The sequence below is a fragment of the Mycobacterium sp. Dal123C01 genome (assembly GCF_052566995.1).
This window is the reverse complement of the sequence record NZ_CP199580.1, coordinates 5,736,288-5,758,412: the sequence shown is the minus strand read 5'-3', so window position 1 is coordinate 5,758,412 and position 22,125 is coordinate 5,736,288. Positions and strand designations below refer to the sequence as shown.

24 protein-coding genes are annotated in these 22,125 nt (G+C 65.3%); 14 read left to right on the top strand and 10 right to left on the bottom strand.

Annotation, left to right across the window (positions count from 1 at the left end):
- Positions 1-15: 15 nt before the first annotated feature.
- From ACTXG5_RS26935 to ACTXG5_RS26920, 4 genes are read right to left on the bottom strand one after another with little or no spacing between them, the layout of a single operon-like run.
- On the bottom strand, positions 16-711 hold the full coding sequence (locus ACTXG5_RS26935) for a phosphonatase-like hydrolase (RefSeq protein ID WP_445161684.1): 696 nt from the start codon (positions 709-711) through the stop codon (positions 16-18).
- Positions 708-2,375 (bottom strand): cobaltochelatase CobT-related protein, encoded by a 1,668-nt coding sequence (locus ACTXG5_RS26930; protein WP_445161683.1) that lies wholly within the window; start codon positions 2,373-2,375, stop codon positions 708-710. The genes ACTXG5_RS26935 and ACTXG5_RS26930 overlap by 4 nt, the downstream gene beginning before the upstream one ends.
- Positions 2,372-3,307 carry an AAA family ATPase gene (locus ACTXG5_RS26925; RefSeq protein ID WP_445161682.1) on the bottom strand — a complete coding sequence of 312 codons (936 nt, stop codon included), beginning with the start codon at positions 3,305-3,307 and terminating at the stop codon, positions 2,372-2,374. The genes ACTXG5_RS26930 and ACTXG5_RS26925 overlap by 4 nt, the downstream gene beginning before the upstream one ends.
- Entirely contained in the window at positions 3,304-4,140 is an 837-nt protein-coding gene (locus tag ACTXG5_RS26920) for an IclR family transcriptional regulator (RefSeq protein WP_445161681.1), read from the bottom strand. The genes ACTXG5_RS26925 and ACTXG5_RS26920 overlap by 4 nt, the downstream gene beginning before the upstream one ends.
- A gap of 190 nt (positions 4,141-4,330) precedes the next feature.
- On the opposite strand from ACTXG5_RS26920, the gene xsc reads away from it, so the two are divergent.
- The 6 genes from xsc (at position 4,331) to mddA (ending at position 10,124) form a co-directional block, all read left to right on the top strand.
- Positions 4,331-6,130 carry a sulfoacetaldehyde acetyltransferase gene (gene xsc / locus ACTXG5_RS26915; protein ID WP_445161680.1) on the top strand — a complete coding sequence of 600 codons (1,800 nt, stop codon included), beginning with the start codon at positions 4,331-4,333 and terminating at the stop codon, positions 6,128-6,130.
- Between the two features lie 84 nt (positions 6,131-6,214).
- On the top strand, positions 6,215-6,586 hold the full coding sequence (locus ACTXG5_RS26910) for a YidH family protein (RefSeq protein ID WP_445161679.1): 372 nt from the start codon (positions 6,215-6,217) through the stop codon (positions 6,584-6,586).
- On the top strand, positions 6,583-6,915 hold the full coding sequence (locus ACTXG5_RS26905; RefSeq protein ID WP_445161678.1) for a DUF202 domain-containing protein: 333 nt from the start codon (positions 6,583-6,585) through the stop codon (positions 6,913-6,915). Before ACTXG5_RS26910 ends, ACTXG5_RS26905 begins: the two co-directional genes overlap by 4 nt.
- Before the next feature lie 81 nt (positions 6,916-6,996).
- Positions 6,997-7,731: a hypothetical protein gene (locus ACTXG5_RS26900; protein WP_445161677.1), complete on the top strand. Its 735-nt coding sequence runs from the start codon at positions 6,997-6,999 to the stop codon at positions 7,729-7,731.
- A 4-nt stretch (positions 7,732-7,735) separates the two neighbouring features.
- A complete protein-coding gene (locus ACTXG5_RS26895) occupies positions 7,736-9,307 on the top strand; it encodes an HD domain-containing phosphohydrolase (RefSeq protein ID WP_445161676.1) in 1,572 nt (523 codons plus the stop codon).
- 61 nt (positions 9,308-9,368) lie between these two features.
- Positions 9,369-10,124 (top strand): methanethiol S-methyltransferase, encoded by a 756-nt coding sequence (gene mddA, locus ACTXG5_RS26890; RefSeq protein WP_445161675.1) that lies wholly within the window; start codon positions 9,369-9,371, stop codon positions 10,122-10,124.
- Here the strand turns inward: mddA and ACTXG5_RS26885 are convergent.
- The gene (locus ACTXG5_RS26885; protein WP_445161674.1) at positions 10,121-10,585 is read right to left on the bottom strand and encodes an SRPBCC family protein; all 465 of its coding nucleotides are present in this window, start codon (positions 10,583-10,585) and stop codon (positions 10,121-10,123) included. The two genes, mddA and ACTXG5_RS26885, sit on opposite strands and share 4 nt — an antisense overlap.
- Before the next feature lie 95 nt (positions 10,586-10,680).
- On the opposite strand from ACTXG5_RS26885, the gene ACTXG5_RS26880 reads away from it, so the two are divergent.
- A complete protein-coding gene (locus ACTXG5_RS26880; RefSeq protein ID WP_445161673.1) occupies positions 10,681-11,163 on the top strand; it encodes a cation:proton antiporter regulatory subunit in 483 nt (160 codons plus the stop codon).
- A gap of 4 nt (positions 11,164-11,167) precedes the next feature.
- Positions 11,168-12,328 carry a cation:proton antiporter gene (locus ACTXG5_RS26875; protein WP_445161672.1) on the top strand — a complete coding sequence of 387 codons (1,161 nt, stop codon included), beginning with the start codon at positions 11,168-11,170 and terminating at the stop codon, positions 12,326-12,328.
- 11 nt (positions 12,329-12,339) lie between these two features.
- Here the strand turns inward: ACTXG5_RS26875 and ACTXG5_RS26870 are convergent, their stop codons facing one another.
- Positions 12,340-12,888 (bottom strand): Rv3235 family protein, encoded by a 549-nt coding sequence (locus tag ACTXG5_RS26870; protein WP_445161671.1) that lies wholly within the window; start codon positions 12,886-12,888, stop codon positions 12,340-12,342.
- Between the two features lie 192 nt (positions 12,889-13,080).
- Between ACTXG5_RS26870 and ACTXG5_RS26865 the strand changes: the two genes are divergently transcribed.
- From ACTXG5_RS26865 to ACTXG5_RS26845, 5 genes are all read left to right on the top strand, one after another.
- Positions 13,081-14,490, top strand: a complete 1,410-nt coding sequence (locus ACTXG5_RS26865; protein ID WP_445164613.1) for a WS/DGAT/MGAT family O-acyltransferase — start codon at positions 13,081-13,083, stop codon at positions 14,488-14,490.
- A 45-nt stretch (positions 14,491-14,535) separates the two neighbouring features.
- Positions 14,536-15,399, top strand: coding sequence for a polyphosphate kinase 2 (ppk2, locus tag ACTXG5_RS26860; protein ID WP_445161670.1), 864 nt, complete (start codon positions 14,536-14,538; stop codon positions 15,397-15,399).
- A 5-nt stretch (positions 15,400-15,404) separates the two neighbouring features.
- The gene (locus ACTXG5_RS26855) at positions 15,405-15,926 is read left to right on the top strand and encodes a DUF6912 family protein (RefSeq protein WP_445161669.1); all 522 of its coding nucleotides are present in this window, start codon (positions 15,405-15,407) and stop codon (positions 15,924-15,926) included.
- A gap of 167 nt (positions 15,927-16,093) precedes the next feature.
- Positions 16,094-17,245 carry a ferredoxin reductase gene (locus tag ACTXG5_RS26850; protein ID WP_445161668.1) on the top strand — a complete coding sequence of 384 codons (1,152 nt, stop codon included), beginning with the start codon at positions 16,094-16,096 and terminating at the stop codon, positions 17,243-17,245.
- An 87-nt stretch (positions 17,246-17,332) separates the two neighbouring features.
- Positions 17,333-18,628: a fatty acid desaturase family protein gene (locus ACTXG5_RS26845; protein ID WP_445161667.1), complete on the top strand. Its 1,296-nt coding sequence runs from the start codon at positions 17,333-17,335 to the stop codon at positions 18,626-18,628.
- Positions 18,629-18,632: 4 nt separating this feature from the next.
- On the opposite strand, the gene ACTXG5_RS26840 is transcribed toward ACTXG5_RS26845, so the two are convergent.
- Positions 18,633-18,782 carry a hypothetical protein gene (locus ACTXG5_RS26840; protein ID WP_445161666.1) on the bottom strand — a complete coding sequence of 50 codons (150 nt, stop codon included), beginning with the start codon at positions 18,780-18,782 and terminating at the stop codon, positions 18,633-18,635.
- 74 nt (positions 18,783-18,856) lie between these two features.
- Here ACTXG5_RS26840 and ACTXG5_RS26835 point away from each other — a divergent pair, with 74 nt between their 5' ends.
- Entirely contained in the window at positions 18,857-19,393 is a 537-nt protein-coding gene (locus tag ACTXG5_RS26835; RefSeq protein WP_445161665.1) for a hypothetical protein, read from the top strand.
- Between the two features lie 18 nt (positions 19,394-19,411).
- Here ACTXG5_RS26835 and ACTXG5_RS26830 read toward each other — a convergent pair whose 3' ends face one another.
- The 3 genes from ACTXG5_RS26830 to ACTXG5_RS26820 are packed head-to-tail and all read right to left on the bottom strand — an operon-like array spanning position 19,412 to position 22,115.
- On the bottom strand, positions 19,412-19,918 hold the full coding sequence (locus ACTXG5_RS26830) for a DUF302 domain-containing protein (RefSeq protein ID WP_445161664.1): 507 nt from the start codon (positions 19,916-19,918) through the stop codon (positions 19,412-19,414).
- The gene (locus ACTXG5_RS26825; RefSeq protein WP_445161663.1) at positions 19,905-20,885 is read right to left on the bottom strand and encodes a carbon-nitrogen hydrolase family protein; all 981 of its coding nucleotides are present in this window, start codon (positions 20,883-20,885) and stop codon (positions 19,905-19,907) included. The genes ACTXG5_RS26830 and ACTXG5_RS26825 overlap by 14 nt, the downstream gene beginning before the upstream one ends.
- 30 nt (positions 20,886-20,915) lie before the next feature.
- The gene (locus ACTXG5_RS26820; protein ID WP_445161662.1) at positions 20,916-22,115 is read right to left on the bottom strand and encodes a thiolase family protein; all 1,200 of its coding nucleotides are present in this window, start codon (positions 22,113-22,115) and stop codon (positions 20,916-20,918) included.
- Positions 22,116-22,125: the final 10 nt, after the last annotated feature.

The window sequence follows — 22,125 nt, the reverse complement described above, 5'->3', positions numbered from 1 at the left end:
CCGCGACGGGCCCGATCAGAACGAGGTCACTACCTCGCGCAGCCTGAGGACCTCGGGAATGGTGGCAGCGCTGGCAAGGATGTGGGTATGCGGCGCGGCCCGCAGACTAGCCGCGTCGTGGGCACCAGTGAGGACTCCGGCCACATACTTGGCGCCGGCATTTACCCCTGCTCGCAGGTCATTTGGCGTGTCACCGGCGACGAGCACCTCCGACACGCTCTGCACACCAACCGCCTCCATCGCGCGGAAGATCAGGTACGGCGCGGGACGGCTTGCCGGCACCTGGTCACTGGTGATTACCGCGTCAATGTCGCGCCCGATCCGCCAACCGACCTGATCTAGCAGCGGACCAGCGATCGCACGCGAATAGCCGGTCTGCAGAACGATCTTGACGTCGTTAGCGTGCAAAAGGGCGAAAGCGTCCACGACGCCGGGCAGCGGCACCGGCGGCACCGATCGGTATGCGTCGAGCAGCCACTCGGTGAACTCGGCCTCGACGGCATCGATCTCGTCCACCGTCGCCGGCCCAAGCAGTCCTGTGATCGCCTCGCGCTTACCGGTACCCTTCCACCGGTCGAACACGTCGTCGGGAATCGGCTTGCCGGTGTGGGACTCAACCGCTCGACGCAGCGCCACGTAAACGGCCCCGCCCTCGTCGATGCTGGTGCCGGCGATGTCCAACGCAACCAGCGCGATTCGTGGTTCTGTCAACGGTACTGCCCTCCTCTAGATGCCAATGCAATCGTCTGCAGTACGTCGGACAGCACCCGGTGGGTTACCCCTCCGGTGAGGTCCAGTGCCGCGCAACGGTTGTAGTAGGTGCTCAGGTCCAACCCCATGCCGATCGCACAGACCGCGACATCCGATCTTGTGGCGAGGACATCGGCCAGATGTTGGTCTAGGTAGTTCCGATTGTTTGCGAGGCAGGTGGCGCCATCCATCGGGCTGCCATCGGAGATCACGACGACTATGCGTCGCTGTTCGTCACGGGCCTCCAGCCGACGACGGGCCCATTCGACCGCCTCACCGTCCACACCTTCGCGGTAGAGGTCGACCTTGAGAAGCCCGGCAATCGCGGTGCGGGCAGATCGGTAGGACGTGTCCGCGTCTTTGATCACGAGGTGGCGTATTTCGTTCAGGCGTCCAGGATTACGGGGACGCCCGGAGCGGACCCAGTCGCGCCGGACCCGCCCGCCGTTCCACGAGGCGGTCGTGAAGCCGAGTACCTCGCAGCCGACTCCGGCGAGTTCCAGCGCACGCGCGAACACATCGACCAACACCGCCACCGGCTCGCTGAAGGCTTTCATTGACCCCGAGCAGTCGACGAGAAAGCAGACAAGTGCCTCGGTTCGGGGCGCAACAGCTTCGGCTCGGAAGATATTGCGCTCGTTCGGCTTGGCCACCAGTTGGGCGAGCCGGCGCCCGTCGACGTAACCAAAATCGCGGCCTCCTTCCCAGCCGTCGGCGCACGGTTCGGCCAGTAGATCGGCAAGCCGACGGCTGAGCGGTCGTGCGCTGATCCCGGTGGCCTCGATCGCCCGATCGAGGCGCTCACGGTACTCGCGCAGTTGAGCCGGCCGCGCGAGCGATCTGACGCCGCGTGTTTCGTCGTAGGCCCGGGTGAATACCCGGTACTCGGCGCTTTCGTCGTCGAGCGCACGGCCGGGACCGCCCGGCCCGGGCGGCGTGGCGTGGTCGTCGGACTCGGAGTCGAACAGCCACTCGAACGCGTCGAGTTGCGTTTCCTGCTCCCCGGGCTGGGTTTGTAACTGCGGCAGCTCCGCGACCTGGTCCGCGATGGCCCGGGCGTGTTGCCCGAATGCACTCTGGCAGTGCCGCTCTCGGCGAAGAGACACAAGTTCATGGCCTATCGTGGGGGCCAGTCCGAGCCTGGTCTGTTCGATCAGATCCTCAGTCCGTTCGGCGATCGGCTCCGCCATAATCCAGGAGCGGCAGACCTGCGCGACCGTGTATAGCAGTAAGCCCGACGATGTCTCGGCCGAACGCGATGCCTCGAACTCCTGCGACCAACTGCGAAACCGCTCGCCGACGTTGCGCCGCACACCCGGCCACGATGCCGGGATCAGCGACTCCACCCGGAACTGTTCGAGCATCTCGAAGACCAGCCGACTCGCCGTGCGCTCGGGTAAAAACGCGGCATGCACGTGAGGATTGTGGTGCCGCAACCGAAGTGCGATCCCGTCGGCGGCGCCGCGATCGGCAGGCGGATGCAGGTGCGGCGCCGGCATCGGCACCCGCCGCCGCCTCCGGTACAGAGCGGTTCCGCGGAAGTGTAAGTCGCGCTGGTCGCTCAACGCACGTATTGATGCGGCGCGAAGTTCGCGGACGTGCTGCTCGTGGTGGAAGTTGTTCATGCGACGCGCGCCGCGGGCTCATCGAGCTCGCGATCGAAGCAGCGCTGGAAGTACTCGGCGACGATTGGCCGTTCGGCGTCGTCGCATTTGTTGACGAACGACAACCGGAAGGCGAGATCGACATCGTTGAAGATCGTGACGTTCTCCGCCCACGTGATCACGGTGCGCGGGGACATCAAGGTCGAAAGGTCGCCGACGCGAAAACCGCTGCGGGTCAGGTTCGCCACGGCGACCATTGAGGCGATAAGACCAATGTCGACATCGGGCACCCTCGCTACGACGATGTCGATCTCCGCCTGCGGCGGTGGGTGATTAAGTGATGCGACGATGTTCCATCGATCGATCTGCGCGTGGTTGAGCCGCTGGGCGCCGTGGTAGAGCCCATTGAGGTTGCCGAGCCCGACGGTGTTCGCCGTCGCGAAGAGCCGGAAGCACGGATGCGGGGTGATCACCCGGTTCTGGTCCAGCAGCGTCAGCTTCCCGTCGTGCTCGAGGATGCGCTGGATCACAAACATGACGTCCGGCCGGCCCGCATCGTATTCGTCGAGGACCAACGCGACCGGTCGCTGGATCGCCCACGGCAGGATGCCTTCTTGAAACTCTGTGACCTGTTGGCCATCTCGCAACGTCACTGAATCGCGCCCGATGAAATCCATCCGGCTGAGCTGGCCGTCGAGATTAACCCGCACGCACGGCCAGTTGAGCCGTGCGGCGACCTGCTCGACGTGCGTGGATTTGCCCGTGCCATGCAGGCCTTGTAATAGGACGCGCCGATTGTGCGCAAAGCCGGCGAGCAGTGCCAGTGTGACGGATTCGTCGAACCGGTAGGCCGGGTCGACCTCCGGCACATGCTCGTTCGTTTCGCAGAGAGCCGGCACTTGCAGGTCCGAATCGATGCCGAAGAGGTCTCGCGCCGACACCAGGTGAGTCATGAACTCTCTCGCGACGACTCGCCATCGGCGACCTCGGCCTCGACCTCGCCGATGGCATCCGCGGCTCGGCGCAACGCGGGCAACACCCGCAACGCCTTATCGGGCGTCAGCCGCATGACCGGTGCCTGAACGGCAATGCCCAGGTTGGAGATTCCCGAACTCGACGGGACCAGAACCGCCGCGCAGACGAGGCCGGGCAGGAACTCCTGGTCGTCGATTGCGTAACCATCCCGGCGAACCTGCTTGAGCTCCTCCTCAATCTGGTCCACATCGGTGACGGTGTTGGGGGTGTACTTCTTGAGCGGCGCCGCCTCCAGTAGCCGGCGCCGCTGAGCAGGGGCCAGCTGAGACATGATGATCTTTCCGCTCGCCGAACAATGCGCCGGCACGCGCGATCCCGGGTGCAACGTAAAGCGCAGCGGCTCAATCGTTTCCACACGATCGAGATAGACGATCTCGTTGCCCGACAGCGTGGTCAGGTTGCAGCTCTCACCGAGTTCCTCCACCAGGCTGCGCAATACGGAGTGACGCGCCCCGTGGTGAGTGTCGTTGAGCAACAGGCTTTCCGCCATGCGACGCATCCGGGCCCCGACGCCGTAGTGGCGGCCGTTGTTCTCGCGAATCAGCAGCCCGGCACTCTCGAGCTGTTGCAGCATGCGATGCAGAGTCGGCTTGGCCATTCCGGTCGTCTCCACTAAACCCTGCAGGGTGAACAACTGGTCCTTCGAGGCGATGAGCTCGAGCAGCGAGAACAACCGCAGCGTCGGGGTATCGCCGGACAGTTCCGTCCCGGCGAACGGTGCGGCGTCGTCGAGCCGACGGATCTCGCCCATAAACCCCTCCTCGTCGTGAGTACGTTTCCATGAAACCGCGAACTGTGCGAAAAAACAAGACGAGATGTTCCGGATCTACGAATCCTGATTGACTCCATCCCCTGATGCGCTCTATTGTCCATCTAGGATCCAAAATTAGGAACAAAATGTTCCGCTTTTTCGGATAACGTGGACTGAGGAGGACGACCGGATGACCCAGACAACCACCCGCGCCGCCGTATCGGGGGTGCGGCGCATGACCCCGTCCGAGGCATTCGTCGAAACGATGGTGGCCAATGGCGTCACTGAGATTTTCGGCATCATGGGGTCGGCTTTCATGGATGCAATGGACATCTTCGCGCCGGCCGGAATCCGGCTCATCCCGGTGGTACACGAGCAGGGCGCAGCGCATATGGCCGATGGGTATGCCCGCGTCAGCGGGCGACATGGTGTCGTCATCGGCCAGAACGGCCCGGGAATCAGCAACTGCGTGACCGCGATCGCGGCCGCCTTCTGGGCACACAGCCCCGTCGTCATAGTCACCCCAGAGACTGGCACGATGGGGATTGGTCTCGGCGGTTTCCAGGAGGCGCACCAGCTGCCGATGTTCCAGGAGTTCACGAAATATCAAGGGCACGTGAATAATCCGCGTCGCATGGCCGAGCTGACCGGACGCTGTTTCGACCGCGCCACCACCGAGATGGGTCCGACGCAACTGAACATCCCCCGCGACCATTTCTATGGCGAAATCGAAGCCGAGATCCCGCAACCGTGCCGGCTCGACCGCGGGCCGGGCGGTATGCAGAGCCTCGACGAGGCCGCCGCGTTGATCGCGGAAGCCGAGTTCCCCGTGATCATCTCGGGCGGCGGCGTGGTCATGGGCGACGGTATCGAGGAATGCAAGACACTCGCCGAACGCCTAGGCGCCCCGGTGGTGAACAGCTACTTGCACAATGACTCCTTCCCCGCCAGCCACCCGTTGTGGACCGGTCCGCTCGGCTACCAAGGCTCCAAGGCGGCGATGAAGCTGATTTCCCGCGCGGATGTGGTGATCGCGCTGGGTACCCGGCTCGGTCCGTTCGGCACCCTGCCGCAGCACGGGATGGACTACTGGCCGAAGAACGCCAAGATCATCCAGATCGATGCCGACCAGAAGATGCTGGGTCTGGTCAAGAAGATCAGCGTGGGCATCTGCGGCGACGCCAAGGCCGCTGCCGTCGCGCTGGTGGAGCGGATCCAGAACCGGACACTGGCCAGCGACGCCACCCGGGAGCAGCGCGGAGCCACCATCCAGGCCGAAAAGGACGCGTGGGAAACCGAACTGAGCGAATGGATCCACGAGCGCGACGCGTTCAGCCTCGACATGATTGCCGAACAAGAAGAAGAGGAAGGCAACTGGCTGCACCCTCGCCAGGTGCTGCGCGAACTCGAGAAGGCGATGCCTGAGGACGTCATGGTGTCCACCGACATCGGCAACATCAACTCGGTTGCCAACAGTTACCTGCGGTTCGAGAAGCCACGCAGCTTCCTGGCCCCGATGAGCTTTGGCAACTGCGGCTATGCCCTGCCGACGATTATCGGCGCGAAGGCCGCTGCTCCCGAACGGCCGGCCATCGCCTACGCCGGCGATGGCGCGTGGGCCATGAGCATGGGGGAGATCATGACCGCGGTTCGCCACGACATCCCCGTCACCGGCGTCGTGTTCCACAACCGGCAATGGGGCGCCGAGAAGAAGAACCAGGTGGACTTCTACAACCGACGGTTCGTCGCTGCCGAGCTGGAAAGCGAGTCATTCGCCGGCATTGCCGAGGCCATGGGTGCCGAAGGAATTGTCGTCGAGAAGCTCGATCAGGTAGGGCCGGCGCTGCAGCGCGCGGTGGCTGCTCAGATGAACGAGGGCAAGACGACGGTCATCGAGATCATGTGCACCCGGGAGCTGGGTGACCCGTTCCGTCGCGACGCGCTGTCCAAGCCTGTCCGGTTACTCGACAAGTACAAAGACTACGTCTAAGCACCAGCGAAGCGGTGCCGCCGCAGCCAATCTCGGCGGCACCGCTTCGTTCCACTGGGAGCCAGCCAATAGCAGGAGTTTCCGATGTTCCCGCGCAAGCCACCCTTGAGATCAATCGGAACCGATCCGGATTATCGGTTCACCTTCGCCAACGAGCGAACGTTTCTGGCGTGGGTTCGCACCGGGCTGGCACTGCTGGCCGGAGCGGTAGCACTGGCCAGCCTCGTGCACGACTTCGGTCCGCGGTCATTCCGTATCGCGATCACGGTGCTTCTGTTGATCCTCGCCCTGATCGTCACGGTCGGCGCGTACGGACGGTGGGATCGTGCTGAGCGTGCGCTGCGCGAGAACCGTTCGCTGCCGACGGATCCGTTGCCACGGCTCGTGGTGGTGGGCGTGACGATCATCGCCGCCGCCGCCGCGCTTCTGATCATCGTCGCCGAGACCGCCAAATGACGGATCGAGAGCTGTTAGACGTCGGCGCGCAGGCCGAGCGCACGGCACTGGCCTGGCAGCGCACCGGAGTGGGTGCGATGACCGCCGGCGCGTTGCTCCTGCGCTGGGACTTCACCGACCACCTGCCGTCCTGGCCCGGGATCGTTCTCACCGTGGCGGGCGGCGCCACTGTTGTGTTCTTTGGATCGAATCGCTATCGCGGGACGTTGCGCGCCATGCGGTCCGGCCACAGCCCACTGTCTCGCGGGATGGTACCGGCCGCGACGCTCGCGCTGGTCGTTGTGATCCTGGGCGTCGGTGCCGAACTCGCCGCACGCCTGGCGGCTTGACTGTCCTCGGACGCCGACCGCTAAACGATTTGAGGCATAAGCCTCATGCGCCGATCCATCGGCGCCGCACAGCATCGGTGCATGACCACGACTCCTGCCGACGCCGCCACGGCCGTTCTGCAAAACCCCGTCCTGCCGGACGGAGATGACGAACGATTTGTCGGGTTCGGTGTGATGGGCCTGCCCTTCGCCGGCGGGCATTACCTGGCCTTGCGTCACTTTCCGGCAACGACCTTCTCGCCCGGGTACCGATCGGTATGGCACCGCGATCCCGACGGCATCTGGACGTTCTATGCGACAACGCCGGGTCCGCAGAGCTGCGCCCGCTACTTCAGTTCGGCGACTCCGCGGGACCCGGTGCAGTGCGATATCGACATCGCGTGGGTCACCCCGTGGTCGCTATTCGTCGGCATCTCGGGACTGCTCGAATGGGAGATAGAGCTGCGCGCAACCTCGTCGACGCGGCTGATGAGCGCGATCGGCCGCCGGATGCCGGGCGGAGCGTGGACCAACCGGCTGGCGCTGGGCGCAATCGGCCGAGCGGCCGGACCGACGTTGGGCGCGGGACAGGTCCGCTTGTCCGGGACCGCGCCGAACGGCCAGCGGTTCACGATCGCGCCCAAGCGGGTGTGGGCTGTGGACCGGTCGCGTGCGGTGTTGCGCGGCGTGGACCTCGGACCGGTCGGACCGCTGCGCGAGCAAGCCCGGCTGGAGAGCTTTCGGCCACCGCAGCGGGGTTTGTTCGTAGTGGGCTCGGGGCATTTCGAGACGTTCGACCCGAGCCGGCACCGCGCCGTCGAGCGAAGAGGACAATGAGCCGATGGCGCCGCACACAGCCGAGCCGGCACCGGCGGGTGAGGCACCCAGCCGGGCGGAGCTGCTGGCGGCGCTGTCGGTGGCAATCGACCTCGGCTTGGGACAACCCGCCGAGCACATGCTGCGCGCTGCACTGATCGCGACCCGGCTCGCGGAACGACTGGGGTTCACTGACGCGCAACGGGATTGCGTCTACTACACGACGTTGATCATGTGGATCGGGTGCCATGCCGACTCCCATGAATACGCGCGATGGTTCGGCGACGACATTGCCGTACGGCATGATTCGTACCTGGTCGACTGGTCGGGACTGCCGTACTTGCGGTTCCTGATGGGCAACGTCGGTCGGGGTCAGTCGTTGACGCACCGGGTGGCCATCATGGCAACCCTGTTCGCCAATGCGCGCGGTCAGTTGTCCCGGTTGATCCATTCGCATTGCACCTCCGCCGCGGTGCTGGCCGATCGAATCGGACTGGGTCCCGACGTGCAGGCGTCGCTCGCGTTCGCTTTCGAGCGTTACGACGGCGGCGGCCTGCCCGCCGGTGTGCACGGTGACGGGATTCCGATACCGATGCGGGTCGCTCAGCTCGCCGAGATGGCCGAGGTGCATCACCGCGCGTACGGTGTCGAGGGCGCCGTGGCCATGGCTCGCAGCCGCCGCGGTGGCCAGTTCGACCCCAAGGTCGTCGACACGTTTACCCGGCACGCCGACGCGATCTTGGCCGGCCCGGCCCCCGGCGATGTGTGGGGCGCGGCACTGCGTGAGGCGCCCGATCGCCACCACCGGCTTGACGACAAGGCGCTCGACGCACTTCTTGTCGCATTCGGAGACTTCGTCGACCTCAAGTGCCCGTTCACCTTTGGGCATTCGCGCGCGGTGGCCGGGCTCGCCGGCGACGCGGCTCTCGCGGTCGGTGTCGACGCCGGCGCGGCAGCCCTGACACGACGTGCGGGCCACGTTCACGACCTGGGCCGCATCGGAGTGTCGAATCAAATATGGTCCAAGCCAGGGTCGTTGACCGCCGGCGAATTCGAGCGGGTTCGACTGCATCCCTATCTGACCGTGCGGATTCTCAACCAGGTCCGCGGGCTCCGGCGGCTGGCCGAGGTCGCCGGCAACCACCATGAATGCCTGGACGGATCGGGATACCCACGCGGGCTTGCCGGGACCGCGTTGGGCCTGCCCGATCGTATCCTGGCGGCCGCGGTCAGCTACCAATCCGCTTGCGAGCCAAGGCCATACCGCGACGAGCTGTCACCCGGAGCGGCCACGCGGCGGCTGCAGGAGCGGGTGCGTGCCGGCGAGCTCGACCCCGTCGCCGTCGAAGCGGTGCTGCATGCGGCGGGACAGTCCGCCCAGCGCCCCAAGTCGCGTCCGGGCAGGCTCACCCCGCGCGAGGTTGAAGTGCTCTGCCTCGTCGCCCGCGGCGCCTCCAACAAGGAAATCGCGGCGGCGTTGGTGATCAGCGAGAAGACGGTCCGCAACCACGTCGAGCGCACCTACGCGAAGATCGGCGTCTCAAATCGCATCGGCGCCAGCATGTATGCGTTACAACAGGGGTTGTCAATCCCGTGACCGACGGAAATTGAGGCAATCGCCCCATTCCTTGAGGCGGGATTCGGCGGACAATGGGTTCATGAGTCGATATTTCGCAATCTGTTACGGCGCGGTGGCTTACTTGTTGTTCCTGGTGTCGTTCGTGTACGCGATCGGATTCGTGGGCAACATCGGGGTGCCACGCAGTGTCGACCACGCGCTCTCGGCCCCCGTGGGCCAGGCGGTGCTGATCGACGTACTGCTGCTTGGTGTTTTCGCGGTCCAGCACAGCGTGATGGCGCGGCCCGCGTTCAAGAGGTGGTGGACGCGATTTGTGCCCACGTCGATTGAGCGCAGCACCTACGTGGTCCTGGCGAGCGGCGCGCTGTTGCTGCTCTACTGGCAGTGGCGGACGCTGCCGGACCTCGTTTGGGACGTGAATCTGCCGGCGGCACGGGTGGCGCTGTGGGCGTTGTTCTGGCTCGGTTGGGCGACGGTATTCTTCTCGTCCTTCATGGTCAACCACTTCGACTTATTCGGCCTGCGTCAGGTATATCTGGCCTGGCGTGGAAAACCGTACCGCGACTTGGACTTTCGTGTCCGACTCCTCTACCGGCTGGTGCGACACCCGCTTATGTTGGGCTTCCTCGTCGCGTTCTGGTCGACACCGACGATGACGGCCGGGCACCTGCTGTTCACTGTCGCCACAACGGGTTACATCCTGGTCGCTGTGCAGCTGGAGGAGCACGACCTGGTCGCGGCGCTGGGCGACCAGTACTGCGCTTACCGCCGCGAGGTGCCGGCGCTGCTGCCGTGGCCACGCCCGCATCCGCACGCCACGGCGCGCCAGCACTAGCCCTCGAGAAGCGTCGCGATCCGGTCCAGGGTGGCGGCCATGCCTTGCTCGGTTCGTTGGGGCATCGAGCCGCTGATGACCATTCGCTTGTTCTTCTCCTGCGACACGTCCCAGGTTTCGCGGACACGTGTGCCGCCGTCGACCGGACTCAGCTCGTAGCGCCAGATGCGGCCACCGACCAGACCGCCGATCGCGGTGGTCTGCCATGCGATGCGCTGGTCCGGCTCGTACTCGATGACGGTGTTGGTGGTGCGGTAGGGGATGAACAGCGTCTCCTTGCGGCCGCGCATCGCCATCCCGAATTTCGAACCCATCGTCAGGGGAACCGAATTCTGCGTAGCGTGATCCACCGACTCCGACCCGTCGAAGCTGGCGTGTTTGCCGGCGTCGGCCAGCAGCGCGAAGATCGTGTTCGGCGGTGCTTTGATGACCCGCTCGACGCTGACTGTGTTTCCGTCCATTCGGTAACACTAGCGCCGTTGCGTGGATATGAGATCGCTCTGTATGGGGGCAATCTGTGCTGAATTTCGTTGTGGATTCCCGGTATGTTGCGGATATGGATGTCAAGGAGGTGTTGCTGCCGGGCGTCGGTCTGCGATACGAGTTCATCAGCCACAAGGGCGACCGGATCGGCATTATCGCGCGGCGTGGCGGCGACTTCGACGTCGTGCTGTATGGGTCCGACGATCCGGACCAGGCCCGGCCGGTGTTCCACCTCACCGACGAAGAGGCCGACACGGTGGCCCAGATTCTGGGCGCTCCCCGCATTGCCGAGCGGTTCACCGAACTGACCCGCGAGGTGCCCGGCCTCGAGGCGGGTCAGGTCCATATCGAGCCGGGCAGCCCATTCGTCGACCACCCATTGGGTGATACCCACGCCCGCACCCGCACCGGGGCGTCCATAGTCGCGATCGTGCGCGACGAAGTTGTGCTCGCCTCGCCGGGTCCGGATGAGATGCTGCGCGCGAGAGACGTTTTGATCGTCATCGGCACCGAAGAGGGCATCGCCGCGGTCGAGCAGATCGTCGACAAGGGCTGAGCCAGTGCAGGTTTCGGAGGCCCTGCTGTTTCAGCTCGGCGCCCTCCTGACTGCGCTCGCGGTGTTGGGCGCCGTCTCGCGGCGATTCGCGCTTTCTCCAATACCGGTGTACTTGATGGCGGGTCTTTCGCTGGGCAAAGGCGGTATCTGGCCGCTGGCCGCCGCCGGCGAGTTCATCGTGACGGGCGCGCCCATCGGCATCGTCCTGCTGCTGCTGACCCTGGGTCTGGAGTTCTCCGCGACGGAATTCGCCGCCAGCTTGCGGCACCATCTGCCGTCGGCCGGTGTCGATGTGGTTCTCAACGCGACACCCGGGGCGGTGGCGGGATGGCTGCTCGGGTTCGACGGTGTCGCGATCCTGGCCCTGGCCGGCGTCACCTACATCTCCTCCTCGGGTGTGATCGCGCGCCTGCTGGAGGACTTGCGCCGGCTCGGTAATCGCGAAACGCCAGCCGTGTTGTCGGTGCTGGTACTCGAGGACTTCGCGATGGCCGCCTACTTGCCGCTGTTCGCGGTGCTCGCGTCCGGCGGCACCTGGTTGGAGGCTGTCGCGGGAATGACGATCGCGATCGGTGCTCTCTTCGCGGCGTTCGCCGCGTCCTATTACTGGGGCCATCACGTAGGCCGGCTGGTGGCGAACGCCGACTCCGAGCAGTTGTTACTGAGGGTCCTTGGGGTCACGCTGATGGTGGCGGCATTGGCCGAGTCGCTGCACGCCTCGGCAGCCGTCGGCGCATTCCTGGTCGGGCTCACCCTGACCGGCGACACCGCACAGCGGGCGCGCAAGGTGCTGGGTCCGCTGCGTGACCTTTTCGCCGCGATTTTCTTCGTGGCGATCGGTCTGTCGGTGGACCCGAAGGAGCTGGTTCCGATGCTTCCGGTGGCGCTGATCCTGGCCGTCGTCACCGCGGCGACGAAGGTGGCCACCGGGATCTTCGCCGCTGGGCGCGACGGGGTGGCCCGGCGCGGGCAGTTGCGTGCCGGCACCGCGCTCGTCGCGAGGGGCGAGTTCTCGCTCATCATCATCGGACTGGTCGGCGCGGGGATCCCGGTCGTGGCCGGGCTGGCGACCGCGTATGTGTTCATCATGGCGATCGCGGGTCCGGTGCTGGCGCGATTCTCCGGCGGCCCGCCGCCCGAGGGTGGTGCCGCGACGCCGGCCTGACGCCGCGCGCGTCAGCCGATGTGCAGGGCCACCACTTGCCACCGGGCTCCGCCGCTGGCGGGCAGCTTCTCCACCCGAGCGGCGATGGCATGGATCCGGTCCCCGCGACTGTAGGAGCCGAACACCTCGGCGGCGGCTTCCGGATCCCGGTACCCGGAGGGCTGCAGTCGCATCCGGCGCAAGACCGCGGCGCCCTGGTGTCCGGCGGCCGACTGGCTGACCGACAGCACGGAGTCGACCAGGCCGGGCACCAGCAGCCCCCGGAGCTGGGTCACCGGACGGCGGTGGTCGATGACTTCCAGTACCCGGCGCAGTGCGGCGTCGGCGAAAATCGCGGCCTGGCGCATGGCCGCGGGCCACGCCGCCGCCGTCGGCTCCGGTTGCCTGACGGCTCGCCCGCGGTAAGGCCGGCGGGGACCGCTGCCGGTCCGGCGCGGCAAGGGTGACTGGCGGCACGGGGCGTCGTTGCGCGACATGTCTTGCGGCGGTGGTTCGTACTCGACGACGGGCACGACCGCGAAAGCGTCACGGTGAGCCGGGCTTACGGGGCTGATGGTCAACGCGCACTCTCCAAATCGGCTGTGAACGAGCGGCCTGCAGGAGAGTGGCAGACAATAGGTCTTTCAATTGCCGGTCATCATCGCACAATTCGACATCGCGCGTACCCGCGCCGTGTTTGGCGCTCGCGGACGATTACGGTGGGCGAGAATATCGGGGAACACCAAGGATTGACCAAGGAGGCCAGGCCCGCAATGGTGACCCGGTTGTCCACATCGGACGCGTCCTTCTATCGGCTGGAGAACAGCGCCACCCCGATGTACGTCGGATCGCTGTCCATCCTGCAGCGTCCGCGCGCCGGGCTGAGCTACGAGACTCTGCTCGCCGCCGTCGAACGCCGGCTCCCGCAGATACCGCGCTACCGCCAGAAGGTCCGCGAAATAGGGGTCGGGATGGCCAGGCCGGTGTGGATCGACGACGCCGACTTCGACATCACCTATCACGTGCGGCGCTCGGCGCTGCCGTCGCCGGGCAGCGATGAGCAGCTGCACGAGCTGATAGCCCGGCTGGCCGCGCGGCCGCTGGACAAGTCGCGGCCGCTGTGGGAGATGTACCTGGTTGAGGGGCTGGCCAAAAGTCGAGTCGCCCTGTACACCAAGTCGCACCAGGCGTTGATCAACGGGATGACCGCGCTGGAGATCAACCACGTGATCGCCGACCGGACGCGGCATCCGCCGCCGTTCCCGGAAGACATCTGGATTCCGGAACGGGAGCCCGGCTCGACCCGGTTACTGGTCGGCGCGATTGGCGACTGGGTGATGGGGCCGGGCACCCAGCTGCAGGCGGTCAGCTCCGCGCTGGCCGGGGCAGCAACAAACTATGGCGAACTGCTCAACGTGGGCCGCCGGGTCGTCGACATCGCGCGCACGGTCGCGCGTGGCACCGCGCCGAGCAGCCCGCTCAACGCGACCGTCTCGCGTCATCGGCGGTTCACCGTCGCCCGCGGAAACCTCGAAGACTTTCGCGCGGTGCGAGCCCGCTACGACTGCGACATCAACGACGTGGTGCTGGCGGTCGTGACCGGCGCATTAAGCAACTGGTTGATGTCCCGCGGGGAAGGAGTGTCATCGAGCGCGACGATCCGGGCGATGGCACCGCTTTCGGTCTATGCCGAGGACCAACACGACTCGACCGGTCCCGGCCAGATGATCAGTCAGGTCACGCCGTTCCTGGTTGACCTGCCGGTGGGTGAGGGCAACGCGGTGGTGCGGCTGTCGCAGATCGCGCACGCCACCGAATCGAATCCATCCGCCGCCCGCCTGGTCGACGCCAGGACCATCGTCACGTTGTCGGGCTTTGCGCCACCCACCCTGCACGCCATGGGTATCCGGGTCGCCACCAACTTCTCGGCGCGGTTGTTCAACTTGCTGATCACCAATGCTCCGGGGGCTCAGTCGCAGATGTACATCGCCGGCACCAAACTGCTGGAGACCTATGCCGTGCCGCCACTGCTGCATAATCAGGCGCTGGCCATCGGTGTGACGTCCTACAAGGGCACGATTTATTTCGGAATCAACGCCGACCGCGAGGCGATGAGCGACGTCGAGCTGCTGCCGGCCTTGTTGAAGCAATCACTTGAGGAACTCCTCGAAGCTTCCCGCTAGTTGTTCGGCGGTGAAAATTGGTGTGTGCAGATAGCATTCGTTGTTGTGGGTACCTCGAATGACGGCACGCCGGCGAAAGCGAAGAAAAAGAAATCGGCAGCGCGGGATGCACCCAAGATCTCCGATGCCGTCTATGAGGCCGAATTATTCCGGCTACAAACAGAATTCGTGAAGCTGCAGGAGTGGGTGCGGCATTCCGGCGCACGAATCGTGGTCCTGTTCGAAGGCCGGGACGCCGCGGGCAAGGGTGGTGCCATCAAACGGATCACCGAATACCTCAGCCCCCGTACCGCCCACATCGCCGCGTTGCCGGTGCCTACCGATCGCGAGCGCGGCCAGTGGTACTACCAGCGGTATATCGCCCATCTGCCCACCAAAGGCGAAATCGTGCTGCTCGATCGGTCGTGGTACAACCGCGCCGGTATCGAGAAGGTCATGGGATTCTGCACACCGCAGGAACTAGCGCTGTTTTTGCGGCAGACGCCGATCTTCGAGCAGATGCTGATCGACGACGGGATTCTGCTGCGCAAGTATTGGTTTTCAGTTTCCGAGGCCGAACAGCTGCGCCGTTTCCGCGCGCGCCGCAACGACCCCGTGCGGCGTTGGAAACTGTCCACGATGGACCTGGAGTCGGTGTATCGCTGGGAGGACTATTCGCGCGCCAAGGACGAGATGATGGTGCACACCGATACTCCGGTAAGCCCTTGGTATGTCGTGGAATCCGATATCAAGAAACACGCACGGCTGAACATGATGCACCATCTGCTATCCAGCATCGAGTACCACGAGGTCGAAGAGCCGAAGGTTGAGTTGCCGGAACACCCCATTGAGACCGGCAGCTACCAGCGCCCGCCGCGTGAGCTGTCGAGGTATGTCGACGACTACGCGGCCACCTTGATCGAGAACTAGCCGCGATGCAGGTCTACATTCCGGCCACGGTGCCGATGTTGCAGCGGCTTGTCGCCGATGGCTCGCTGAGACCAGTCAACGGCACCGCCTTCGCGGTGACGCCGACATTGCGCGAGGCCTATGCGCAGGGCGATGACGATGAGCTTGCCGACGTGGCGTTGCGTGAGGCCGCGTTGGCCTCGCTGCGCCTGCTGGCGGCCCATGAGGCCGAGGGGGCCGACGGGGCGGCGCGGCCGCGGCGCGCGGTGCTGGCCGCCGAAGTCGACCTTGGTGAATCCGGGGCCACCTTCCGTCCCGATCTCGACGACGCCGTCGTCAGACTCGCTGGGCCGGTAGCAATCGACCGGGTGGTCGCCGCCTATGTCGACAACGCCGACGCCGAGCCGGCCGTCGTGAACGCGATCGAGGCTATCGATGCCGCTGACCTGGGGGATGAGGATGCAGACCTGATTGTCGGCGATGCGCAGGACTACGATTTGGCCTGGTACGCGAACCAGGAGCTGCCGTTCCTGCTCGACCTGTTGTGACCGCCGCGACACACCCCACGCTGTGATGCAATCCAGGCCGTCACGCCTAGCTACGGTACCGTAAGTTACGTTAAACTAGGCGGCAGTGGAGGAGCCCGAGAACCTTCCGGGCTTCGTCCCCCAACGTGAGCGGAAGCTACACGCCGCATCGTGAGCAGGAGCTTCCTATGGGCAAGAAATATCAATCGATTACCGCCAATGTCGGCGAAACCAGCCGCCCCACCATCGCTGGGGCGGAACGGCACCCCGGCTGGCATGCGCTGCGCAAAATCGCTGCGCGCATCACGACGCCGCTGCTGCCCGACGACTATCTGCACCTGGCCAACCCGCTGTGGTCGGCGCGGGAATTGCGGGGCCGCATCGTGCAGGTCCGGCGGGAGACCGAAGACTCCGCGACCCTGGTGATCAAACCCGGCTGGGGCTTCAGCTTCGACTACGAGCCGGGGCAGTACATCGGGATCGGATTGCTGGTGGAGGGGCGCTGGCGCTGGCGGTCGTATTCGCTGACCTCGAGCCCGGTCGCGCGATCCGGAGTTGGCCCCGAGCGCACGGTGACCATCAGTGTGAAAGCGATGCCGGAGGGCTTCCTGTCCACCCATTTGGTGGCCGGTGTCGATCCGGGGACGATCGTGCGACTCGCCGCGCCCCAGGGCAACTTCGTGCTGCCCGACCCGGCCCCGCCGTCGATTCTGTTCCTCACCGCGGGATCCGGAATCACTCCGGTGATGTCGATGTTGCGAACATTAGTGCGCCGCAAGCAAATTGGCGACATCCAGCACATGCATTCGGCGCCCACCGAATCGGATGTGATGTTCGGCGCCGAGTTGTCCGCGCTGGCGTCGGTTCACCCCGAGTACCGGCTGCAGGTACGCGAGACCCGCGTCCAGGGCCGGCTTGACCTGGGTCGGCTCGACGACGAGGTGCCGGATTGGCGCGAACGCCAAACCTGGGCCTGCGGGCCCGAGGGCATGCTCACCCAGGCCGAGAAGATCTGGACGTCCGCGGGCATCAGTGACCGGTTGCACCTGGAGCGATTCGCGGTGTCCAAGGCCGCACCCGCCGGAGCCGGCGGAACTGTCACCTTCGGGCGAAGCGGCCGTACGGTGGCCGCCGATGCCGCGACATCGCTGATGGACGCGGGGGAGGGCGCCGGAGTGCAGATGCCGTTCGGCTGCCGGATGGGGATCTGCCAGTCGTGTGTCGTTCCGCTACTAGAGGGCCACGTCCGTGATCTGCGAACCGGCCAGGAACGCGAACCCGGAAGCCGCGTGCAGACCTGCATTTCTGCCGCATCAGGCGATTGTGTGCTCGACATCTAAATGCTACTCATAGGTAACCTACGGACTCGTAGGTTACGATAGCGTAGGTACGTCACCCGACTATCGACCGCAGAGGAGATGAAGACGATGGCGATTACAGACGTCGACGTATTCGCGCATCTGACGGACGCGGACATCGAAGGCCTGGCCGTTGAGCTAGATGCCATCCGCCAGGACATTGAAGACTCACGCGGCGCGCAGGACGCCCGCTACATCCGTCGCACCATCGCAGCCCAGCGCGCGCTGGAGGTAACCGGCCGGCTGATGCTGGCCGCCAGCTCACGGCGTTCGGCGTGGTGGGCGGGCACCGTGACGCTGGGTGTGGCCAAGATCGTCGAGAACATGGAGATCGGCCACAACGTCATGCACGGCCAGTGGGACTGGATGAACGACCCGGAGATTCACTCCTCGACCTGGGAGTGGGACATGAGCGGGTCGTCCAAGCACTGGCGGTACACCCACAACTTCGTGCACCACAAGTACACCAATATCCTCGGGATGGACGACGACGTCGGCTATGGCCTGCTGCGCGTCACCCGTGACCAGCGCTGGAAGCGCTTCAACATCTTCAACCTGTTGTTCAACACAATGCTCGCGCTTGGCTTCGAATGGGGCGTCGGCCTGCAGCACGTGGAGATCGGCAAGATCATGAAGAAACGGATGGACCACGATGATCTCCGGCAGCGGACAGAAGAGTTCTTCGCCAAGGCCGGTCGCCAGGTGCTCAAGGACTATGTCGCGTTCCCGGCGCTGACCTCGCTGTCACCCGGCGCGACCTATACATCCACGCTGAAGGCCAATGCCGTTGCCAACGTGATCCGCAACGTGTGGGCCAACGCCGTCATCTTCTGCGGCCACTTCCCTGATGGCGCAGAGAAATTCACCAAGACCGACATGATCGGCGAAACAAAGGGCCAGTGGTACCTGCGCCAGATGCTGGGCAGTGCCAACTTCGAGGGCGGATGGCTGCTGCGATTCATGAGCGGCAACCTGTGCCACCAGATCGAGCACCACCTGTACCCGGATCTGCCCAGCAACCGGCTGCACGAGATCTCGGTGCGAGTGCGTGCGGTGTGCGACAAGTACGACTTGCCCTACACCACAGGCTCGTTCCTGATGCAGTACGGCAAGACCTGGCGCACGATCGCCAAGCTGTCGTTGCCCGACAAGTACTTGCTCGACAACGCCGACAACGCACCGGAAACCCGCAGCGAGCGGATGTTCGCCGAACTGGAGCCCGGTTTCGCGGGTGCCGATCCGGTGACCGGTCGGCGGCGCGGACTCAAAACCGCGATCGCCACCGTTCGGGGTTGGCGTCGCGACAAGCGGGCCATCAAACAGGCCGAGCAAGCGACGGCCAACACCGATAACCGGGCGGCCTAAGCAGCTACCCGGTCGAGCCGGCCAGGCGCCACACCTGCAGGCCTTCCACGCCTACCTCGGCCGCGCCCAATACGTCGTCAGCAACGACGCGCGCATCGCAGCCGGCCCCGTTGAGCAGCGCTGCGCTGTCGCCGACTGGCTCTACTGGAAACACTTCACCGGGCTATCGGGAGCCGCCCTGTCCGCTTCTTCTCGAGGCAGGGTCCCGGCTAGGTCTACTCTGGAAATATGCTCGCAGCGTTTGGATTTGAAACCCTAGGCGTAGTCGTCGGGGACATGTTTTTCGTCGACCCGACCCCGAACGAAGGTCAGGAAACCCCGGAACGGGGAGTCAGGCTGGAACTCCGTGTGGTCGATCGGGCCGAGCCTCAGGGCTCGATATACGCCGGTATCCCGATTGCCTTCAACCGCCCGGTGTGGCGGGTAGACCTTTTCGGGTCGACCGAGAGCCCGCCGGGGACGCTGGACCGGGCTCATCACCACCCTCGATTTAACGGCTGGGAGCCCGGACCCCGGAACTTCGTCCCCGAGTTGTCCGCCGACCCGGTGTCCTGGCTGGCCGGACAGCTTGCCGATCCGGCCGCCGTGCTGGCCCGCGCGGGCGTCGATGCCGATGAGGTTCCCGAGGCCGACAAGGCCGGACTCGCCGCGGCCGCGCCGGAGATTGTCGGCGCGGTGAAGCGGATGCTCGACGGCGTGCGGGACGGGAAATTGGCCCCGGCCCCCGCCGAGCCCGTCGCCGCCGCCCGCACCGGCTGGCTCTGATTTCCAGCCGGCCCGGGATTAGTTTGCCGTGACCTTTGCGGCCAATGCTGCCAGCTTTGTGTCGAGTTCGGTTGCCGCACTGAGTAGTTCCGGATTGGGCTCGATGACCATCAGCGAGGACGGCTTGACGTAGGTCAGGCTGCTGCGGCTGTCTGGTTCGTCGGCGATCAGCAACTCGACCGGGGCGAACAAACCTGCGGTCACGTCATGACGCAACATCGTGACGGCGATCAGCGGGTTACCGAGGATAACCCGCAACACTTTGCGGTCGATACCGGCCTTGGTGATCCAGCCGCCATGGTTGAACAGGTTGAATAGCATGAATCCGCTTGGCCCGACATATGATTGGACCTTCTCCTCGTACGAATCCCAGGTCTTGAACGCCTTCGGGATCTCGTCGATCGGGACCGGCCGCTCGCCGATATCGGCCAGCAACGCGGCCACCAACTCGTCGTAGCTCTTGGCACTGTCGTAGCGCACCCGCACGCCTTGAAAGGGGATTTCATGGGGATCAGACGTGGGCATGCTCGGCCTCCTCGGTAGCGATGCCAGCGAATTGCTCAATGTGCTCATGCACGTACTGGCGGGGCGTGCGATCGACCACCAGGCTGAGCAAATCAGGTCGACCGTAGTGGCCGACGGCATCCATCAGTACCTTTCGGCCGTCGATCAGCGACAAGTCGAGATCGGCGATCACCTCGCCCTCGCCGGAACGCAGCGGCTCGCCCAAGTACTCACCCTGGGGCGTGATGATCGCGGTGAACTGGCCACTCGAGATCGGGCCAATCGGACCACCGGTGTCGGCCATGATCTGCGCCTGCTGATCGGCGTTGAGCCAGGCGGTGGCGTTCACGACGAAGGCGCCGGACTCGAGAGCGTGATTGCGCACGCTGACTTCCATCTGTCGCGCGAACAGGTCGCCGCCAAAGGATCCCGGAAACATGCTGGCGTGGATCTGCTCGCCGTCGGCGATCAGCGCATACCGCGCCAGCGGGTTGAAGTGCTCGTAACACGCTAACTGCCCGATGCGCCCGACCGCGCTGTCGACGGCCCGTAGTCCGCTGCCGTCGCCCTGTCCCCAGATCATCCGTTCGTGGTAGGTCGGCATGATCTTGCGCCGGCGCTGTAGCAGCGTGCCGTCGGCGTCGAACAACAGCTGCGTGTTGTACATCGAGCCACCGTCACGCTCGGTGACGCCGATGGACACCACCAGGTGGGCGGCTCGCGCCGCCGCGGCAATCGCGTCCACGGCCGGCGACGGTATCGTCACGGCCTGATCCAGCAGCCTGAGGTGTTCCGTCGGCCGCATCTCGAACGGACGCTGGATGAAAGAGAAATACGGGTAGTAGGGGACCACGGTCTCCGGAAAAACCGCGAACTGCACGTCCTGACGGCCCAGCTGTTCGATTTTGTCGACTACCCGCTCAACAGTGCCTTCCCGGCTGTAGAGCACCGGACTGAGTTGCACTGCGGCGGCTCGGATTACGCTCATTTCCGTGCTCCTTCATCCTGCCGGGCCCGGCTAGCCGAGCCGCTCGATGATGGTGGCATTGGCCATTCCGCCGCCCTCGCACATCGTCTGCAGTCCATACCGGCCGCCGCGCTGCTCGAGCGCGTTGACCATCGTGGTCATGATACGGGCACCACTGGCGCCCAGCGGGTGACCGATCGCAATGGCACCGCCGTTGACGTTGGTCTTGGCCAGATCCGCCCCGGTGTCATGAGCCCAGGCCAGCACGACGGGCGCGAAGGCCTCGTTGACCTCGAACAGGTCGATGTCGGCCAGTGTCAGGCCGGCCCGCCGCAGCACCTTCTCGGTCGCCGGGATGACGCCGGTCAGCATGTAAAGCGGGTCGTCGCCCACCACGGTCGTGGTGTGAATGCGCGCCAATGGGCGCAGGCCCAGCTTCTTGGCGACCTCACTGGTGGTGATCAACACCGCGGCGCTGCCGTCCGAAAGCGGCGACGAGTTGCCTGGTGTGATCTCCCAATTGATCTGCGGGAAGCGCTCTTTCATCTTGTCGCTATAGAACGCCGGCTTGAGCGCGGCCAGCGTCTCCACCGTGGTGGCGGGGCGGATGATCTCGTCGGTGTACAGCCCGGCGATCGGGATCAGCTCGTTCTCGAACAGCCCGTCCTTGGTGGCGCGGGCGGCCTTGTCGTGGCTGCCGGCGGAGAACTCGTCGAGTTGGGTGCGCGAGAAGCCCCACTTGGCGGCGATCAGTTCGGCGCTGATGCCCTGCGGCACAAGGCCTTCGGGGTAGCGCGCGGCCATACCCTCGCCAAACGGGTCGCTGCCCGGCAACACCTGGGTGCCCATCGGCACGCGGCTCATCGACTCCACGCCGGCGGCGATCACCAGGTCGTAGGCGCCGGCGATAACGCCCTGGGCGGCGAAGCTGATGGCCTGCTGGCTGCTGCCACACTGGCGATCGATTGTGACGCCCGGAACCGACTCCGGGAAGCCCGCCCCCAGCAACGCGTTGCGCGCGATGTTGACCGCTTGATCGCCGACCTGGGTGACCGCACCGGCGATGACGTCGTCAACCTGCGCCGGGTCCACACCGGTGCGAGCCACCAGTTCGCGCAGGCTGTGCGCCAACAGGTCGACGGGCAACACATCGTGCAGCGCGCCGCTGGCCTTGCCTTTGCCGATGGGGGTGCGGACGGCGCCGACGATGACAGCATCGCGGCCTTGGAAACTAGCCGGGGAACCGGTCATGACTCCTCCT

Excerpts from the sequence above, each read along its gene's own strand:
- ACTXG5_RS26930 (WP_445161683.1), bottom strand. The coding sequence starts at position 2,375 with ATGAACAACTTCCACCACGAGCAGCACGTCCGCGAACTTCGCGCCGCA.
- ACTXG5_RS26925 (WP_445161682.1), bottom strand. The coding sequence starts at position 3,307 with ATGACTCACCTGGTGTCGGCGCGAGACCTCTTCGGCATCGATTCGGAC.
- ACTXG5_RS26920 (WP_445161681.1), bottom strand. The coding sequence starts at position 4,140 with ATGGGCGAGATCCGTCGGCTCGACGACGCCGCACCGTTCGCCGGGACG.
- xsc (WP_445161680.1), top strand. The coding sequence starts at position 4,331 with ATGACCCAGACAACCACCCGCGCCGCCGTATCGGGGGTGCGGCGCATG.
- ACTXG5_RS26910 (WP_445161679.1), top strand. The coding sequence starts at position 6,215 with ATGTTCCCGCGCAAGCCACCCTTGAGATCAATCGGAACCGATCCGGAT.
- ACTXG5_RS26905 (WP_445161678.1), top strand. The coding sequence starts at position 6,583 with ATGACGGATCGAGAGCTGTTAGACGTCGGCGCGCAGGCCGAGCGCACG.
- ACTXG5_RS26900 (WP_445161677.1), top strand. The coding sequence starts at position 6,997 with ATGACCACGACTCCTGCCGACGCCGCCACGGCCGTTCTGCAAAACCCC.
- ACTXG5_RS26895 (WP_445161676.1), top strand. The coding sequence starts at position 7,736 with ATGGCGCCGCACACAGCCGAGCCGGCACCGGCGGGTGAGGCACCCAGC.
- mddA (WP_445161675.1), top strand. The coding sequence starts at position 9,369 with ATGAGTCGATATTTCGCAATCTGTTACGGCGCGGTGGCTTACTTGTTG.
- ACTXG5_RS26885 (WP_445161674.1), bottom strand. The coding sequence starts at position 10,585 with ATGGACGGAAACACAGTCAGCGTCGAGCGGGTCATCAAAGCACCGCCG.
- ACTXG5_RS26880 (WP_445161673.1), top strand. The coding sequence starts at position 10,681 with ATGGATGTCAAGGAGGTGTTGCTGCCGGGCGTCGGTCTGCGATACGAG.
- ACTXG5_RS26865 (WP_445164613.1), top strand. The coding sequence starts at position 13,081 with ATGGTGACCCGGTTGTCCACATCGGACGCGTCCTTCTATCGGCTGGAG.
- ACTXG5_RS26855 (WP_445161669.1), top strand. The coding sequence starts at position 15,405 with ATGCAGGTCTACATTCCGGCCACGGTGCCGATGTTGCAGCGGCTTGTC.
- ACTXG5_RS26850 (WP_445161668.1), top strand. The coding sequence starts at position 16,094 with ATGGGCAAGAAATATCAATCGATTACCGCCAATGTCGGCGAAACCAGC.
- ACTXG5_RS26845 (WP_445161667.1), top strand. The coding sequence starts at position 17,333 with ATGGCGATTACAGACGTCGACGTATTCGCGCATCTGACGGACGCGGAC.
- ACTXG5_RS26835 (WP_445161665.1), top strand. The coding sequence starts at position 18,857 with ATGCTCGCAGCGTTTGGATTTGAAACCCTAGGCGTAGTCGTCGGGGAC.
- ACTXG5_RS26830 (WP_445161664.1), bottom strand. The coding sequence starts at position 19,918 with ATGCCCACGTCTGATCCCCATGAAATCCCCTTTCAAGGCGTGCGGGTG.
- ACTXG5_RS26825 (WP_445161663.1), bottom strand. The coding sequence starts at position 20,885 with ATGAGCGTAATCCGAGCCGCCGCAGTGCAACTCAGTCCGGTGCTCTAC.
- ACTXG5_RS26820 (WP_445161662.1), bottom strand. The coding sequence starts at position 22,115 with ATGACCGGTTCCCCGGCTAGTTTCCAAGGCCGCGATGCTGTCATCGTC.